The organism is Methanofastidiosum sp. (assembly GCA_035362715.1).
Lineage (GTDB): Archaea > Methanobacteriota_B > Thermococci > Methanofastidiosales > Methanofastidiosaceae > Methanofastidiosum.
On record DAOSDU010000004.1, the window covers coordinates 64,392 to 80,356 of the forward strand.

At 37.2% G+C, this 15,965-nt stretch carries 20 protein-coding genes; 3 read left to right on the top strand and 17 right to left on the bottom strand.

Going from position 1 to position 15,965, the window contains the following annotated elements:
* Position 1 precedes the first annotated feature (1 nt).
* Genes lysX through lysW form a run of 6 tightly spaced genes read right to left on the bottom strand, consistent with a single transcriptional unit; the run spans position 2 to position 5,116 of the window.
* Positions 2-844 (bottom strand): lysine biosynthesis protein LysX, encoded by an 843-nt coding sequence (gene lysX, locus PLI06_03935; GenBank protein ID HOI76746.1) that lies wholly within the window; start codon positions 842-844, stop codon positions 2-4.
* A gap of 4 nt (positions 845-848) precedes the next feature.
* A complete protein-coding gene (locus PLI06_03940) occupies positions 849-1,844 on the bottom strand; it encodes an isocitrate/isopropylmalate dehydrogenase family protein (protein HOI76747.1) in 996 nt (331 codons plus the stop codon).
* Positions 1,834-2,337, bottom strand: a complete 504-nt coding sequence (locus tag PLI06_03945) for a 3-isopropylmalate dehydratase small subunit (GenBank protein ID HOI76748.1) — start codon at positions 2,335-2,337, stop codon at positions 1,834-1,836. Before PLI06_03945 ends, PLI06_03940 begins: the two co-directional genes overlap by 11 nt.
* A complete protein-coding gene (locus tag PLI06_03950; protein HOI76749.1) occupies positions 2,337-3,575 on the bottom strand; it encodes a 3-isopropylmalate dehydratase large subunit in 1,239 nt (412 codons plus the stop codon). The genes PLI06_03945 and PLI06_03950 overlap by 1 nt, the downstream gene beginning before the upstream one ends.
* Positions 3,559-4,953 (bottom strand): homocitrate synthase, encoded by a 1,395-nt coding sequence (lysS, locus tag PLI06_03955; GenBank protein ID HOI76750.1) that lies wholly within the window; start codon positions 4,951-4,953, stop codon positions 3,559-3,561. The genes PLI06_03950 and lysS overlap by 17 nt, the downstream gene beginning before the upstream one ends.
* 1 nt (position 4,954) lies before the next feature.
* A complete protein-coding gene (gene lysW, locus PLI06_03960) occupies positions 4,955-5,116 on the bottom strand; it encodes a lysine biosynthesis protein LysW (protein HOI76751.1) in 162 nt (53 codons plus the stop codon).
* 113 nt (positions 5,117-5,229) lie between these two features.
* Here lysW and PLI06_03965 point away from each other — a divergent pair, with 113 nt between their 5' ends.
* Positions 5,230-5,640: an Lrp/AsnC family transcriptional regulator gene (locus PLI06_03965; GenBank protein HOI76752.1), complete on the top strand. Its 411-nt coding sequence runs from the start codon at positions 5,230-5,232 to the stop codon at positions 5,638-5,640.
* Positions 5,641-5,647: 7 nt separating this feature from the next.
* Positions 5,648-6,022 (top strand): response regulator, encoded by a 375-nt coding sequence (locus PLI06_03970; GenBank protein HOI76753.1) that lies wholly within the window; start codon positions 5,648-5,650, stop codon positions 6,020-6,022.
* Here PLI06_03970 and PLI06_03975 read toward each other — a convergent pair.
* Both PLI06_03975 and PLI06_03980 read right to left on the bottom strand, forming a co-directional pair.
* Entirely contained in the window at positions 6,000-7,127 is a 1,128-nt protein-coding gene (locus PLI06_03975) for a DUF1297 domain-containing protein (GenBank protein HOI76754.1), read from the bottom strand. The genes PLI06_03970 and PLI06_03975 overlap by 23 nt on opposite strands.
* A gap of 9 nt (positions 7,128-7,136) precedes the next feature.
* Positions 7,137-7,739 carry a flavodoxin family protein gene (locus PLI06_03980; GenBank protein ID HOI76755.1) on the bottom strand — a complete coding sequence of 201 codons (603 nt, stop codon included), beginning with the start codon at positions 7,737-7,739 and terminating at the stop codon, positions 7,137-7,139.
* 105 nt (positions 7,740-7,844) lie between these two features.
* Here PLI06_03980 and PLI06_03985 point away from each other — a divergent pair, with 105 nt between their 5' ends.
* Positions 7,845-8,174: a thioredoxin family protein gene (locus PLI06_03985; GenBank protein ID HOI76756.1), complete on the top strand. Its 330-nt coding sequence runs from the start codon at positions 7,845-7,847 to the stop codon at positions 8,172-8,174.
* On the opposite strand, the gene PLI06_03990 is transcribed toward PLI06_03985, so the two are convergent.
* From PLI06_03990 to PLI06_04030, 9 genes are all read right to left on the bottom strand, one after another.
* Positions 8,167-8,634: a hydrogenase maturation protease gene (locus tag PLI06_03990; protein HOI76757.1), complete on the bottom strand. Its 468-nt coding sequence runs from the start codon at positions 8,632-8,634 to the stop codon at positions 8,167-8,169. The genes PLI06_03985 and PLI06_03990 overlap by 8 nt on opposite strands.
* A 1-nt stretch (position 8,635) precedes the next feature.
* A complete protein-coding gene (locus PLI06_03995) occupies positions 8,636-9,052 on the bottom strand; it encodes a hydrogenase iron-sulfur subunit (GenBank protein HOI76758.1) in 417 nt (138 codons plus the stop codon).
* Positions 9,049-9,942 carry a heterodisulfide reductase-related iron-sulfur binding cluster gene (locus PLI06_04000; GenBank protein ID HOI76759.1) on the bottom strand — a complete coding sequence of 298 codons (894 nt, stop codon included), beginning with the start codon at positions 9,940-9,942 and terminating at the stop codon, positions 9,049-9,051. The genes PLI06_03995 and PLI06_04000 overlap by 4 nt, the downstream gene beginning before the upstream one ends.
* Positions 9,929-10,477 carry a 4Fe-4S dicluster domain-containing protein gene (locus PLI06_04005; GenBank protein HOI76760.1) on the bottom strand — a complete coding sequence of 183 codons (549 nt, stop codon included), beginning with the start codon at positions 10,475-10,477 and terminating at the stop codon, positions 9,929-9,931. The genes PLI06_04000 and PLI06_04005 overlap by 14 nt, the downstream gene beginning before the upstream one ends.
* On the bottom strand, positions 10,474-12,453 hold the full coding sequence (locus tag PLI06_04010; GenBank protein HOI76761.1) for a CoB--CoM heterodisulfide reductase iron-sulfur subunit A family protein: 1,980 nt from the start codon (positions 12,451-12,453) through the stop codon (positions 10,474-10,476). Before PLI06_04010 ends, PLI06_04005 begins: the two co-directional genes overlap by 4 nt.
* 118 nt (positions 12,454-12,571) lie before the next feature.
* Positions 12,572-13,579: a phosphoribosylformylglycinamidine cyclo-ligase gene (gene purM / locus PLI06_04015; protein ID HOI76762.1), complete on the bottom strand. Its 1,008-nt coding sequence runs from the start codon at positions 13,577-13,579 to the stop codon at positions 12,572-12,574.
* On the bottom strand, positions 13,580-13,957 hold the full coding sequence (gene purE, locus PLI06_04020) for a 5-(carboxyamino)imidazole ribonucleotide mutase (GenBank protein HOI76763.1): 378 nt from the start codon (positions 13,955-13,957) through the stop codon (positions 13,580-13,582).
* Positions 13,958-14,098: 141 nt separating this feature from the next.
* Positions 14,099-14,263, bottom strand: a complete 165-nt coding sequence (locus PLI06_04025) for a hypothetical protein (protein ID HOI76764.1) — start codon at positions 14,261-14,263, stop codon at positions 14,099-14,101.
* Positions 14,264-14,450: 187 nt separating this feature from the next.
* Positions 14,451-15,962, bottom strand: coding sequence for a phosphoribosylglycinamide synthetase C domain-containing protein (locus PLI06_04030; protein HOI76765.1), 1,512 nt, complete (start codon positions 15,960-15,962; stop codon positions 14,451-14,453).
* Between the last annotated feature and the right edge of the window lie 3 nt (positions 15,963-15,965).

A 15,965-nucleotide genomic window follows, 5' to 3' on the forward strand; every position in this document is an offset into this window, starting at 1 on the left:
ATTACCTCTTTGCTACTTCAATAACATAATCAACTACTTTACCTGGTATATTAACACCTGTTGGTGCAATACTATTCTTAAACTCCATAGTATAATTGACTTCATTTACTAAAAGCTTTCCTCTGTCTTCCAATAGATCAATTGCAACTACTCCGCCACCAACAGCTTCTGCGGCTTTAAGGCAAATTTCTGATATTTCATCTGTCAACGGGCAATTAGAGGCAACTCCACCTCGGGCTGTATTTGTTATCCAGTGTGGAGAGTTTCTGTAAATAGCTCCAATTACTTCGTCTCCAACAACAAATGCCCTAATATCCCTCTCAGGTTTGTTAATGTATTCTTGGATATAAAACACCGAGTGATGATATGACCCAAGTACGACTTTGTGTTCAAGTATACTTTCTGCAGTTTCCTTGTCATTTACTTTTGAAAGAAGTCTTCCCCAAGAACCAGTTGCTGGCTTTAATACTGCAGGATATCCAATCTTTTCAATAGCCTGAATAGCCTCCTCAGGGGTAAAAGCAATGTATGTTATAGGGGAAGGAACTTTATGTTTTGTCAAAGCTAAAGTTGTTAAAACTTTATCTCCACAAGTATTAGCAGTTTGGTAAGTATTGACTGTTTTGACTCCCATTTCATTTAATACCTTAAGAGAGTAAAGAGCTTTAAGATGACTTATTTCCCTTTCCAGTACTACATCATAATCCATTTTTTCGAAATCTGTTATATTGAATATTGCACATCTCGTATCCATTCTTTCTACTTCAATCCCTCTATTCCTAAATTCTTCGAGTAAAAACTTCTCGTCGAGTCTGACTCTCGAATAAAGCATTCCTATTTTCATCTAATCACTCCAAATTATTGATTACTGCCTCAGTAAAAGCCAGAGTTCCAAGATTTCCACCCAAATCTTTTGTTCTCTTACCTTCAGCAAATGTTTTGAAAATACTATTTCGTATTCTGTCTCCTTCTTTCTTTTCTCCAAGAAAGTCTAGCATCATTGCAGCTGAAAGAAAAGTTGCTGTTGGATTTGCAATATCTTTTCCTGCATACTTTGGTGCTGAGCCATGGACTGGTTCAAATAGTCCTTTTTTCTCGCCTATATTTCCCGAAGGTGCTATGCCAAGACCACCGACAAGCTGAGATGCCTCATCAGATAATATATCCCCAAATAAATTAGTTGTGACAACAACATCAAATCTTTCTGCTTCTTTGATTAATCTCATTGCCATTGCATCTACTATAACTTCTTCTGTTTCTATGTCGGGGAAATTTTCTGAAACTGATAGCACAGTTCTTCTGAAAAGTCCACACGTCTTTCTTAAGACATTTGCCTTGTGGACCACAGTAACTTTTTTTCTGTTATTCTCTCTTGCATATTTGTAAGTAAACTCGGCAAGTCTTCTTGATGCCTTCTCTGAAATGTGTCTTTCTGCTATTGCAACTCCGTTCTCCTCTCTTTCAATCCCCTTATACATACCTTCGGTGTTTTCTCTCATCATGACTATATCGATATTTGGTCTTGAAATTTCAACTGGGAGGCTTTTTATTGGCCTTACATTTACAAAAAGATCAAGCTCTTTTCTTAAGGTAACAATTGCACTCTTATAGTCAGGTATGTCCGGGGGTGATGAAACAGCCCCAAAAAATGTCGCATCTGCATCTCTGCAGGCTTCAATTGTTTTCTGTGGAATAGAAGTTCCATTTTTTAGATAGCAGTCGTAACCTGCCTCTGCATAAGAGTAATCAAAATCAAGATTAACATGTGAAAGTAACTTTAATCCTGCATCAATTACATCGTTTCCTATACCGTCTCCTCTGATAACGCATATTTTATATCCCATCTTCTAGCTCACCTATGTCATGATTTTTTAAGAAATTGACAATTCCGCCGGCATCAATAATTTTCAGAATAAATTCTGGAAATCCCTGTGATCTGACCTCTTTGCCAGTTTTTAGAATTTTGATTCGTCCTTCCTTTAAGTTGACTTCAATCTCTTCTCCATCCTGGACAAGATCATATAGTTCATCTGAAATCATAATTGGAAGGCCTATATTGATACAGTTTCTGTAAAATATCCTTGCAAAGCTTTTTGCAATTACTGCCTTTACACCAGAAGCCTTTATTGCAATTGGTGCATGCTCTCTTGATGAGCCACATCCAAAGTTTTCGCCTGCAACTATGAAATCTCCAGCCTTTACAGTCTTTGAAAAATCTGGTCTTACCTCGAAAAAGCAGTGCTCAGCAAGTGCTTTTGGATCTGTTGTTACGTTGTATCTGCCTGGTATTATTTCGTCAGTATTTACATCATCATCGAATCTGAATATTTTCCCCACTACATCACCTCTCTTGGATCTGTGATCTTTCCTGTAAGTGCAGTTGCTGCAGCTGTTGCGGGAGAGGCTATTATAATTTCACCTTTGTCTGAACCCATTCTTCCTATGAAATTCCTATTCATTGTTGTCAAGGCCCGATCTCCTGGCGCAATTACGCCTTGATGCCTTCCTATGCACGGTCCGCACCCAGGATTACAAACCATTGCCCCTGCATCCATGAATATTTTTATGTACCCTCTATTCATTGCCTCAAAGTATATCTCATTTGAAGCTGGAACAATAATAGTTTTAAGAAGCGGGCTTAACTTCTTTCCTTTAAGCATCCTTGCAGCTATTTCAAGATCATCTATTCTGCCATTAGTGCATGTTCCTATGAATACCTCATCAACTTCTGTTCCTGCATACTTTTCAACAGGATAAACATTGTCCACCCTTGGTGAAACAGCTAGCTGAGGTGTTAGGTCATCAACATCAAATTCAAAGACCTTCTCATAATTTGGATCTTTTGGAACAATTTCTGTATATGGGTACCCTCTTGACTTTAGAAAGTTCTCTGTTACTTTGTCTGTTTTTATTAAGCCTGTCTTCCCCCCCATTTCGATTGCCATGTTAGTGAGGGTAAGTCTATCCCCTAATGCCATATTCTCAATTGTTTCTCCACCAAACTCGCATGCCTTGTAAGTAGCACCCCTAGCGCCAACTTTCCCTATAATTTTTAAGATCAAATCTTTTGGATACACTCCCTTAGCAAATGACCCCTTAACATCAAAGTAAAATGTTTCAGGAACTCTAAACCAGTTCTTCCCAGTAGCGTAAGAAACACCAATATCTGTCGATCCTACTCCTGTTCCAAAGGCTCCAAGAGCTCCGTAAGTACATGTATGTGAATCCCCGCCAATAATCACTCTACCCGGTATGACAAATCCTTTCTCAACAAGAACCTGGTGGCAAATCCCTTCTCTAAAGAAGTTCTTTATGCCTTCTTTTTTTATGAATTCCAATACTTCTTTCTGTAATGTGGCACTTTCAACTGATGCCGGTGGCTGGACATGGTCAAAGATAACAACAATCCTGTTCTTATCATACAATGGCTTGCCTGTATTTCTCAATGCTTTGATTGCAAGCGGTGTCGTGTTGTCATGACTCATTGTTACATCTATATCGACCAAAACAATTTCTCCAGCAGATACATCTCTAGAAAGTTTCTTAGAAAAAATCTCTTCAGCAACTGTTCCCATTAACCTCACCATATTTCTTTAGAACTACTCTTGTACTTGTTGCAAGAACTCCAGGAATACTTCTTATATCTTCTATCAAGTTATTGAGTTCTGCAACATTTTTTAATGATGCATAGATTGAGATATCTTCGTCTCCAGACATTTCGTAGAGCTTTTCAACACCCTTCATGTTCTTTATCTTTCTGGATATCGATGTTGTGTATATGTGGGCCTCAAGCCTTAGGAATAAAACAGCATCAACTCCAGTTGGGATAGTTACAGCTTTAACGCCAAGCACCTTTTCGGCAATGTCTAGGATATCTGTTTCGTGTACAATCTTTCTTTCGTCCCCTACCTTCTTAATCTCATGAATTATTTTTAGCAAATCTTCATCGTTGGCCTCAATACCATATTGATTTAACTTTGACATAACGGCCCTTTTGCCAGCAAACTTATCTACAATTATTTTCCTCTCCTTACCAATCATCTCTGGCGAGAAAGGTTCGTAAGTAGTTGGATTTTTTAGAACTCCATCTGTGTGGACCCCACTCTTATGTGTGAAGGCGTTATCACCCATGATGGGCATTAAAGGATAAACATATATCCCAGTTATTTTTTCCACATATGCAGAGATCTGTTTTAACATCTTAAGATCATATTTTAAGTTTTCATTATCCAAAATATGAGTGGCCACTACAAAGTTTGATAAATCTACTATGCCTGTTCTTTCCCCTATACCATTCACGGTAGTGTGAACACAATCTGCCCCCGCTCTAACACCCGCCATAGCATTGGCAACTGCAAGACCAAAGTCATTATGGCAGTGTACATCAATTCCAACAGGTTTTAGATTTTTCTTAATAGTCGTTACAAGATCATAAAAAATGTGGGGTTGCATAACCCCAACGGTATCTGCGACACTTATTCTGTCAGCCCCAGCATCAATTGCAGCATTACAGATTTCAATAAGATAATCGAAATCTGTTCTTGTCGCATCTTCGGGTGTGTACCTGACTTTAAGTCCGTGGTCTTTTGCATATTGGACACAATCTACTACTTTTTCTATTGCTACTTCCTTGGACATCTTTAATTTATCTTTAAGATGAACATTAGAAGTTGCAAGAAATATTGCAACTCTGTCAACTTCACAGTCAACAGCCATTTCTACGTCTCCCTTGACAGCCCTAACATGTCCTACTATTTCTGCCTTGAGATCCTCTTTCACAACCTTTCTGATAAATTCTTCAATCTTTGGAGAAACGTTTGGATGGCCGACCTCTATCATGTCGACCCCAAAATCATCAAGCATCTTAGCAAGTGCCATCTTTTCATTGATAGTAAAAGAAACACCTGCGGTCTGCTCGCCTTCTCTTAAAGTTGTGTCCAATATTTTGACCATTTTATTCTCCCCAATCCTCTTCTTCTTCAGGGGCAACTGCTAGTACTAGTGGGTCAAGGCTTATTATTTCAAGCTCTATTCCGCACTCAGAGCACTCTACGATGTCCCCTACTTCTGGATTTTCTATTTCAATAACGCAACTACATTCTGGACATTCTCCCATCCAAATCACCTCGATGGCATTAATCGTAAACTCCTTTTAAGTTTTACGGTTAAAAATAGTATACAAACTACGATAATCGAAATATTTTTAAAGCCAAATACAAATTTTATCTTATGGATGAACTGGATATACAAATTTTATCGATTTTAGAAGAAAACTCTAGGATGAAGAACACTGAGATAGCAAAACGGCTCTCCGTTTCTGAAGGATCTATCCGAAGGAGGATTGATAACCTTATCGAAACAGGTATTATAAAAAACTTCACAGTTGAAGTCTCTACAAATTTTGGATTTATTTCATTGGTACTCTTAAATACACATACTCAAGAATCAACAGATGAGATTGTAAAACAGATCATGAAAATTGAGGGAGTAAAAAGAGTATACGAAACAACAGGTGAATGGGATGTAGTTGCCTATGTTTTATGCAATTCACCAAAAGAGTTTAATATGATAATAGAGAATATCAGAAAGCTTAAAGGCGTCAATAAATCAACTAGCCTTACAGTGTTGAATGTATTGTAGTGATATTATGGTAAAAATACTACTCGTTGATGACAATCAAGATTTTTTGGACATATTGAAACAAGGTCTTCATGCACATGAGGTTTTACTTGCATTTAATGGATTAGAAGGCGTAGAGACTTACAAAAAAGAATTACCGGATGTTGTCGTAATGGACATAAAAATGCCCGTTATGGATGGAATTAAAGCTACAAAAGAGATAATTAAGTTTAATCCAAATGCAATTGTTATAGGTGGCACGGCTTATACAGAATTACAGAAAGATCTATTCGACGCAGGTGCAAAATTTGTTCTTATCAAACCATTTTCGATTGATTCAATAGAAAAAATAATAGAAAAACATGTTTTAAAAAAGAGGCCTAGGACAGGATATTATAAATAGATCCTTTTTCTAGAGCTTCTCTCAATTCCATCCCTATTCTTTCTCCATAGCTAATTTCTCTACCATATAGGTATCCTGTGTGGGGTGTGAATTTTGTTCCAGGACTTCCAGGAATTCTCATAGAAACATCAAATATGACTATTTCTTCCTTTCCTTCATATGATGCCACTGCCCCTTGGAGGGCGAAAGGCCCTATTATTCCCGGCGGATATTCCTTCTTAGTAACACTTACAAATTTCTCTCCGATATCAAAAGCCTTTTCTAAGATGCTTTCTTTTGTGGTGCAAGTTATGTGGCCTGTTTCAATCATTTTAGGTTTAACATATTTTAAGACCTCAAGTTGCTCATTTGCAGGGAGTCTTAAAATACCGTCTAGGTTAGTTTGCCTCCTGGTGTCAGTACCCATAAGTTCCAGCTCTTCTTTAGTATTTGAGTAGAAGAAATTGAAATTGGTTTGAGCGCCCAAGATATACTCTTCAATTACGGCTTTTTTTAATGCTTCTTTTGTTATCATTCCTTTATCTATTAATTCCTTGCTTTTCTGTTCATATTCCTTGAGAGAGGATGCAAAGAAAAATGCCCGCTCGTACCCTCTTATAGCCTCTGAGACCTTTACTATTACAAGCCTATCAATTTTATCGGGGGATGAGAATATCTTTGGAAATCTGATTCCTGCTTTTTCTAAAAGATAATACTGATTTTTTGGAACATCTCTTTCTTCAAGCTTTACAAGCCCTCTTGTTCCGTATATAGGAACGAAGAAATCATTTTCTATTCGTTCAAAATCGAAGTAAACCCAGAAGTACCTGTTGTGTATGAAAATAGTGTTCATTTCTCGGAGCTCTTTTTGAACATCTTTATTTGTAATATCTTTGAATGAGTCTAGGACAACAACTTCATCAATACAGCCTCGGCCATCCCTAGATTTGTAATACTTTGAATATGTCTTTTCTCTACCTTTTTGACAAACTGCAACTGTATTGAATCCGTATTTTTTTACACCGCTTGAAATATCAAGGGCAGAATGTCCTCCCAATACACCTATTGTTATGTTATCGAGATCATAACTGCTCAGGATATTCTTTATATCCTCCCGACCTATCATGAAATAACCTTACCAAGTTTTTATTTCCTCTTTAGACTCCCCTTTTATCAACTTTAGTACCTTTACCATGTTCTTTGCCGTATTCTGAGAGGTCTTTATACCATATTCATCTTTATCAGAGTCTCCAATATTATAACCAAACCCAACACCACCATAGTGCGATGTCGCCTCATCTGCAACAACGATTGAATTATGAATCAAGAAGAAATTGAAAATCTGTTGTAGGGTAGTTTCCTGCCCACCGTTTCTAAATCCTCCTACAGAAATTCCAGCGCCAATCTTGTTTCGAAGTTCGAATTTTTGTCTCAAAGCTCTGGTTCTATCCATAAAAGCTTTCATCTGTGCAGAAACACCACCTAAGTATACTGGAGAAGCCAATATTATTCCATCAGCACCTCTTATCTTATCGTACAAAGGTGTCATATCGTCTTTCTGAACGCAAATTCCAGTATCCTTACATCCCCCGCATGCCTTACAAGGGGCTACTTTCATTTGTCCAACATGTACAAGTTCTGTTTCAACTCCAAGCTCTTTACATGTTTCAAGTGCTTTCTTCAATAGAAATAAAGTATTGCCCTCTCTAGGGGACCCGCAAACTCCTAGTATTTTCATATAATCACTCCATTTGTTTTATGAATGTTTATTTATAAAAATGTTTTGTAAGATTCTTATATAAATTTTTATAAGTAAAGTACTAGTATATAGTGTAGTGTTGTAATGGAAGAAATCGATGAGATAAGACAGAAGAAGATGGACGAACTAAAAGAAAAGTTTTCAGGTGAAAAGAAAAGAGTACTAATTGAAGTCCTAGCTTTATCTGGATGCTCACATTGCCCATCGGCAGCTGAAATGGCTTATAGAGTTGCATCACAGTATGACAATGTTGATGTGGCCATAGTTAATATTGCAACTCCAGAAGGAAATTCAAAAGCAAGAAAACTTGGGGTCATGAGTGTACCTGCAATTGTAATAAATGGTAAACTTGCCTTTGTTGGAGCGCCTCAAGCAGATATGATAATGCACGATGCTGTAAGAAAGGCTATGTAGCCAAATCTTTTACTTTATCTTTTATCTCTTCTAGGATACTTAGATAGGACTCTTCAAGATTTGATGTGAACTCATCTGAAAACGTGAAAGGGTCCTTTATCCCTATTGCACAAAAAAGTATTTCATTTGGCATTCTTTCCGGAGAGACCTTCATTCCAAGTTTCACCATAGTCGAAAAGTTTGTTGAGTGAGGCGAAGATGTTTCAGGTATTGATAGGATATCCTCTAATGTAAGATAAGTGATTTTTCCAATATTGTTAGAAATAATTGAATCGACAAATATTGCACAATTATAATCTAAAATAGAATCTAGTAGTTCAATGCCTGAAGAATAGAAAACTTCAAAGATAATATTACCATGCCCGCTGAAAAATTTTTCTAAATCCTCAACAATTTTAGGCCCTATCCTATCATCTTTAAGATATGGATTCCCAATACCCAGGACTATTATTTTTTTCATTTTATACTCTTATTGGATTTGGCCCTAATTCTCTTATTCTTTCAGTGAATGATGTCATGACTTCCGAGAATCTTTTTCCCTCTGATGCGGAGATCCAAAATATCTCCAATCTTTCAGGTTCTATTCCCATGTCTGCAATTAGTTTTTTTAATAGTGTTACCCTTTTTAGTGCTTTAAAGTTTCCTTGCTGATAGTGGCAGTCCCTAGGTATGTGACACCCTCCAATAAATACTCCATCTGCACCTCTAGCAAATGTTTCAAGAATAAATGCAGGATCCACTCTTCCAGAGCACATAAGCCTTATCATCTTAATATTTGGTGGATAGCTATATCTTGAAGAGCCTGCAAGATCGGCACCTGCGTAAGTGCACCAGTTGCAGACAAAACCAACAATATTCGGCTCAAAATTAGTCATCAGCCAACACCATAGAATTTTTTTATGAATCCATCCCTTGGAGTTTCTGAAAGGGAGGCTATCCTCTCTTTTGGGAGTCCCATTGAGAGCCCCAGAAGTTGATTATAGTAAAAAACAGGTATACAGAAATCTTCACCCTTATCCCTTAGACCTTTTTGCCCTAAATCAAACTGAAGGAAGCAGAAAGGGCAAGCTGTAACGATACAGTCTGGGTCTGAGTATTTAATATTCAGAAGTTTTTTTTCTAAAATCTTTAAAGTAACATCTGGATTATTACCTCTCATACCGCCACCTGCGCCACAACAAGATAATTTCTTTGGATAGTATACACTTTCCATTCCCAAAGCTTCAACCAAAGCATCTAGTTTGTGAGGTTTTTCAGGATTTTCAGCCATTAGGTGATCTGAAGGTCTCAATAGATGGCAGCCATAATGTACAGCAGCCTTAGCTCCATCTAATTTTATCTTTGTAGCTTCTTTAATTTTTTCAGTACCAATATGATCATGGAGTACTTCTACTAAATGATATACAGAAATTGTACCTTGATATTTTCTTCCTACTCTATTTAGGATAGTATTTACCTTCTCTCTCTTTTCCTGATCATTTTTCAAGAGCAGATTACTATTCTTTAGGTAACAAAAACATCCATTGCAAACAGCCATTAAATCTTTGTTCATAGATTCAGCTATTGATATATTTCTAGCACTCTGTGCAAGTCCTGAAATTTCTTCAACTGACCAGAATGCCCCACCTGGAGGGCAACAACCTGCACCCACCATGTCATAAACATTGGCTCCGAGAAGTGACATTGTTTCCCTTATGGAGTTTTCAATATCGGGATATCTTAAGGGAATAATGCATCCAGTGTACAAAGCATAATCAGTCGCATGCAATTACATCATCTCCCTTTGGCTTCCAATCTTTTCTTATCTTTAGTAATTTTCCTGCATGAGTAGAATCAACAATCTTTTGGATTTCAAGTACATACTTCTTGTCGGAACCTGCTGTCTTAAGAGGTGGAGCTTTTACCTTATTTCTAAGAGTAATACCCTTTTGAACGGTAACTGCATGTCCAAGGTGATAAATATTATTTGCAACTTCAATTTGGGCTTCTGGAATTATTCCATTTTCTGCAGAAATTCTTCTTAGCGCAAATACAACATCCGTTGGCCCTGCATTTTGAGGGCATCTTTCCAAGCACATGAAGCAAGTAGTGCAAAGCCATATTGCTTTTTTATCTAATATTTGTTCGTCAAGACCCAAAAGAACCTGATGCATAGTTCTTTTTATTTTATGGTCGGTATCGCTTGCAACAGGACATCCTGAAGCACACATCCCACACTGAAAGCACTCATAAACCCTTTTACCACCGTATTCAATGACCTTATTTACTAGATTCTTGTTGGTTTCGTTAAGGACGATTTTCATTTACTACCCTCCGTAAGAGCCAAAATCTGCATTCTGACTTGCTTAGTTGTAAAGTGATTTGCTTTGATTGCCCCAGAAGGGCATGCCGCACTACAAACACCACATCCTTTGCACAAGGCAATATCCACTTCCATTTTATCCTCTTCAGTATATCTAATTGCCTTGTATGTACAAAGAGATTCGCACGTTCTACATCTTGCACACAAATCTTCGATTATTTGGGCAAAAAGGGGCTCAATTTCTATTTCACCTTTAGACATAAGAGAAGAAGCTGCAGAAGCCGCTGCTTTTCCTTGGCTTACTGCATCTGGGATTTCCTTGGGGCCCTGACATGCACCAGCAATAAAGATTCCATCGCTGTCAGTACTTACAGGTTTTAGTTTTGGATGAATCTCTTTGAAAAATCCAGTTTTATCAGTACTTATGTTCAATAGATTTGCAAGTTTCTTTGTTCCTTTTGGAGATTCCATTGCAACTGCCAAAACAACAAGATCAGCAATAACACTTATCTGTTCTCCGAGGGTGTCGTCATCACCCGAGACCTCTAATCTGTCTCCAATTGAGTCAACTTGACTTATCCTGCCTCTTATGAACTTAACTCCCTTTTCTCTAGCCATCCTATAATACTCCTCATAACCTTTCCCAAAACATCTTAGATCGATATAATGAATGAACATATCTATATCTGGATATTTTTCCTTTAGGAGTCTAGCATGTTTAATTGAATATGTGCAACAGATTCTAGAGCAATAATCATTTGTCTTTTCGTCTCTTGAGCCGACGCATTGGATAAAAGAAATTGTATGTGGTTTTCTACCATCAGATGGCCTTAATATCTCACCTTTTGTTGGTCCAGAAGCACACATCATCCTCTCAAGTTCTAGAGAAGTTATAACGTTCGGATGGTCATAATCATATTCAGCTTTTTTATTGGGGTCAAATAGATCATAACCAGTTGTAACAATAATACTTCCAACATCAAATTCAACAAACTCATCATCATTTTTTGAGATATCTATCGCACCAACTTTACATCTCTTCTCACACAACTTACACTTGATACATTTTGTTTTGTCGATAACTGCTTTCATCGGTATTGCCTGTTGAAATTGTATATAGATAGCCTTTCTCTTGTCCATATTGCAGTTAAATTCATTGTCAACTTTAATAGGACATACTATGCTACAATCGCCACAGCCATTACACTTTTCCCAGTCTACCGACGTCTGTTTTTTCTTAACAACGATGTGATATTTTCCTATATGCCCGGAGACATCTTCAATCTCTGAGTAGGTAAGAAGCTCAATATTTGGAGTGTTTGAAACTTCTACCATCATTGGAGCAAGAATACATGCGGAGCAATCATTTGTAGGGAATGTCTTATCTAGTTGGGCCATCTTTCCGCCAATGCTTGGATCTCTTTCTACAATGTATACCTTGAATCCACTGCGGGCCAAATCTAGCGCAGCGTTAATTCCAGATATGCCTCCACCTATTACCAGTGCAGATTTTAAAACAGAGAGTTTTCTATCTTCTAAAGGCTCTAATTCAGAGGCCCTATATACTCCACTTTTAACTAACTGCTTTGCCTTTTTAGTCGCATTTTCTTTGTCTTTAAAATGCGGCCACGAACACTGGTCCCTAATATTAACTTGCTCATAGAGGTATTTATTCAAATTTGCCGAATTTAACGTCTTTCTGAATATTTCTTCATGAGTTCTAGGCGAGCAGCAAGCGGCAACAACCCTGTTAATCCCTTCTTTTTTAATATCGTCCTTTATAGTGTTCTGTCCCTGCTCAGAGCAGAGGTACATATGCTCTCTTACAACAGACACATTTTCTATTGTTTTAGAGAAATTAACAACTTCCTCTATATTAACACTGCCTGCTATATTAGTACCACAGTGACAGACATAAACGCCAATCTTCGGGCAACTGTTCTCTTCCTTTTTTTTCTTTGATTGGGATTTTGCCATAGCACCACTCTACAGATATTGAACTCTCCTGATAATTTTAGATTACCCTAAACTGTTGATAAAATGAGGCAACTGTTTTTATATCTTTTGGTTTTGCTCATGTAATCTTACGAAAAAATTATAAAGTAAAAGATTTATCTAAGCCCCTAATATGGGCTTTTATTATGTCCTCTGCTATAATCTTCCCTATTACATATGAATGGTAGTATTTATTTAATATCTCAAGTGACTTCTCCTTCTCTTCTTTTGGAACAATTACCATAAATCCAGTTCCCATATTGAAGGTCCTGTACATCTCCTCAATTTCTACACCTGTATTCATAATTTTTTTAAAGATCACTGGGGGTTCTGGAAGATCAAGTTCAAATCCCATGCCTTTTTTCAGTCTTTTAAGATTTAGAAGACCGCCACCTGTGATGTGTGCCATCCCTTTAACTTTGACATTATCAATTAGATTAAGTATCTGTTTTACATAGATCCTAGTAGGGATCAAAAGTTCAGGATAGTCTTCCTCGCTCAGGGCTTTTCTTGCAAGTGTTAGTCCATTTGAATGAACTCCTGATGAGGCAATACCAATCACTATATCTCCTGGAACAATATCTTTTCCAGAAATTATTTTATCTTTTTTAACTACACCAAGACATGTTCCAGCTAGATCAAATCCTTCCCCATCTCCCTTTATTATATCTGGAAGAGTTGCAGTTTCCCCGCCAACTATAGGCATATCAGATTGCTTTGCACCCTCTAATAGTCCTTTTGCTATCTCCCCTAGCATGTATTCTGAAGTTTTCTCCAAAGCAATGTAGTCTACAAAAGCGATGGGGGCTGCACCATTGCATATGACATCATTGACGTTCATCGCAATTACATCAATTCCCACAGTATCATATTTTTTTAATTTTTGCGCAACAAGGACTTTTGATCCAACACCATCTGTAGCTAGCGATAAGGCGTAATCTCCAAATTCTATGAATCCTGAAAAACTACCTATGTCTCCAATTGCCGCACCGATCTTGCCTTTTCTAAATTGAAGAGTCTCTTTAATAACGGAAACTAGGGCACTGATTGATTTTTCTTCAACTTTTATATCTACGCCGGATGATTTGTAGTCTTTTGGAGTTGTCAATTACTTCACCCCTATTATTCTCATTGCGAGGTATGCCGCATTTTCTCCATTATCAATGCCTACGCATGCTACCGGAACACCTTTTGGCATTTGTACAATCGAGAGCAGTGCGTCAAGACCGCCTAATTTCGAAGAAACAGGCACACCTATAACTGGTTTATTAGTATGAGACGCAACTACACCGGGAAGTGCAGCAGCCAGTCCTGCTATAGCAATGAAAACGTCATAATCCTTTTTAGAAAGCTCCGCCACTTTTTCAGGCTCCCTATGGGCAGAGGCATATTTAATTTCGTATTCAACATTATTTTCATCAAAAACTTTCTTTACTTTGTTAACAATTTGTTCATCACTTTTTGAGCCAGCTATAATTAGAATCATGTATTAAGAAAGGTGAATAGATTAAAAAGATTTTTGTATAAGAATAGCGTTCTAAACTAATGAATAAAGAGAATTTAAATATAAAAAATAAAAGGACTTTCCTATAATCTTCAGAAAATAACCTTTTACTAAAAAATACTCTTAATACCTTCTTGGGTTTTTCTTTTGGTAACATTCCTTGCAGTAAACAGGTCTTGAGCCATCTGGTTTGAATGGAACTTCAGTTTCCTGTCCACAACTTGCACATGTTGCCTTGTGCATTTCACGAGGAGGTCTATCATATCCTCCTCTATTTTCACCATACATTTTAATTACTCCTTTTGTTTGGCCATTAATGGCCCTAAAAAATAAAATGTACTTTTAGTTTATAAGGTTGATTATGTAAATAAATGAAAAAAATATTAATTTCTGGAATAAAAAGAAACATTTACATACTTTTATTAAATTTAACTAAAAATGAGTTGGTAAGGATATTAAAATAGTATAATATTGATTAGTCGATACCTTCTCCAATTTTTTTTCTGAAACTTTTACCAACAAATCTCATATATTTATCTGATATGACTTCATATGCTATTTTGCTTGCCTCGCTATACGTACTTGCCAGTCCGCCACCAAGTATAACTCGTCCTCCACCAACAGCAACATTACCAGTTTGAGTAATAAATGTGCCAGCATGCCTGTGGAATGAATTGTGGGGAATGTCGTTAGAGTAATCTATTACTTGGCCTGTAAGGTGTTTTCCGGGATATCCCGGAGGCATTTGAGAAGCTTCAAATCCACACCCCCTAAACCAAGGGAAGCTTCCGCTTACTGTAAATACCCCAACACAAACATTGTCTTTAAACTTGACATTTAGATCTTCAAGTTTTCCTTCATAACTCTTTTTTGCTATATCATAAAGAGAAGTCTCTATTGTTGGCCACCTGCCTTCTGCTTCGGGTGATCCATCTCTCCCGTTTATTTCAAATACATAAAAGTTGTAAGTATTATTCCCCTTTAAGGCACATAGACCAAAGTAGATTATTCCATTGAAAGCTAGTTTTTCTTCTTCTAAGAGATTTGTTAAAAACGGAACAACTATAGTATCCTCAATTTTTTTAACTAAATCTTCTCTGTCCTTCAAAAGTGGATGTGGGGCGACAACACCCATCCCACCCGTTATGTAGTTTACCATTTCACTTGGGTGGCCCATTCTCTTGTTGAATCTCTCAATCAAGAAAGTATCTTCTGGATCAAATCTTTCCGGAAAATCTTTTGCACTTCCAAGATATTTCACATGACCTTCATGAACTGCATAGAAAACCATTACCTCTTCGCCATAGAACCTTTCCTCTATGGTCAATTTATCCACGGGCTTACAAATAACACCAGATACCATAAAGTCATCAACAGCGCTCAAAGCCTCTTCAAGAGTATTACACACTCTTGATCCTTTTCCATCAAGTAAATATGGATACTTTACAACGTATTTCTTTCCGTTTTTACCGAAATTTTCATTTAGAAAAGCCTTTGCTGATTCTGGGCTATAAAAATTTTCAAAAGGAGGGCACGGTATGCCCCATTTTTTCATAAGTTCATTGGTATGGCATTTATCAGCTTCTACTATCATAGCCTTAGATGTTGGTCCCCAACAAGGTATTCCTTTTTTTTCGCAATTTTCTTTTAGTCCAAGTGATAGGTATTTTTCTTGGCCCCCAATTACCATATCAATATTATTTTCGGAAAGATAAGAAATAATATCATTAAGATCATCAAGTCTCTTTACCCTACCGTTATTTTCTTGAATCTCTTGTTTGTAATCGATAAAAAACTGCTTTACGTCATCAAAATTCTTAATCTTGACTCTATCGTTCCCAATTGGCCAGACGCATTTTTTTTCAAATGCCCCACCAAGATTTCCAGGGAGTACATGGACTTCTGATACATTCTTAGATCTAGTAATTGATTCTGCTAAAGCCCACTCTCTTGCCCCTCCACCAACAACAGCCCATACTTCGCTCAAAAT

Excerpts from the sequence above, each read along its gene's own strand:
- lysX (HOI76746.1), bottom strand. The coding sequence starts at position 844 with ATGAAAATAGGAATGCTTTATTCGAGAGTCAGACTCGACGAGAAGTTT.
- PLI06_03940 (HOI76747.1), bottom strand. The coding sequence starts at position 1,844 with ATGGGATATAAAATATGCGTTATCAGAGGAGACGGTATAGGAAACGAT.
- PLI06_03950 (HOI76749.1), bottom strand. The coding sequence starts at position 3,575 with ATGGGAACAGTTGCTGAAGAGATTTTTTCTAAGAAACTTTCTAGAGAT.
- lysS (HOI76750.1), bottom strand. The coding sequence starts at position 4,953 with ATGGTCAAAATATTGGACACAACTTTAAGAGAAGGCGAGCAGACCGCA.
- lysW (HOI76751.1), bottom strand. The coding sequence starts at position 5,116 with ATGGGAGAATGTCCAGAATGTAGTTGCGTTATTGAAATAGAAAATCCA.
- PLI06_03965 (HOI76752.1), top strand. The coding sequence starts at position 5,230 with ATGGATGAACTGGATATACAAATTTTATCGATTTTAGAAGAAAACTCT.
- PLI06_03970 (HOI76753.1), top strand. The coding sequence starts at position 5,648 with ATGGTAAAAATACTACTCGTTGATGACAATCAAGATTTTTTGGACATA.
- PLI06_03975 (HOI76754.1), bottom strand. The coding sequence starts at position 7,127 with ATGATAGGTCGGGAGGATATAAAGAATATCCTGAGCAGTTATGATCTC.
- PLI06_03980 (HOI76755.1), bottom strand. The coding sequence starts at position 7,739 with ATGAAAATACTAGGAGTTTGCGGGTCCCCTAGAGAGGGCAATACTTTA.
- PLI06_03985 (HOI76756.1), top strand. The coding sequence starts at position 7,845 with ATGGAAGAAATCGATGAGATAAGACAGAAGAAGATGGACGAACTAAAA.
- PLI06_03990 (HOI76757.1), bottom strand. The coding sequence starts at position 8,634 with ATGAAAAAAATAATAGTCCTGGGTATTGGGAATCCATATCTTAAAGAT.
- PLI06_04005 (HOI76760.1), bottom strand. The coding sequence starts at position 10,477 with ATGAAAATCGTCCTTAACGAAACCAACAAGAATCTAGTAAATAAGGTC.
- PLI06_04010 (HOI76761.1), bottom strand. The coding sequence starts at position 12,453 with ATGGCAAAATCCCAATCAAAGAAAAAAAAGGAAGAGAACAGTTGCCCG.
- purE (HOI76763.1), bottom strand. The coding sequence starts at position 13,957 with ATGATTCTAATTATAGCTGGCTCAAAAAGTGATGAACAAATTGTTAAC.
- PLI06_04025 (HOI76764.1), bottom strand. The coding sequence starts at position 14,263 with ATGTATGGTGAAAATAGAGGAGGATATGATAGACCTCCTCGTGAAATG.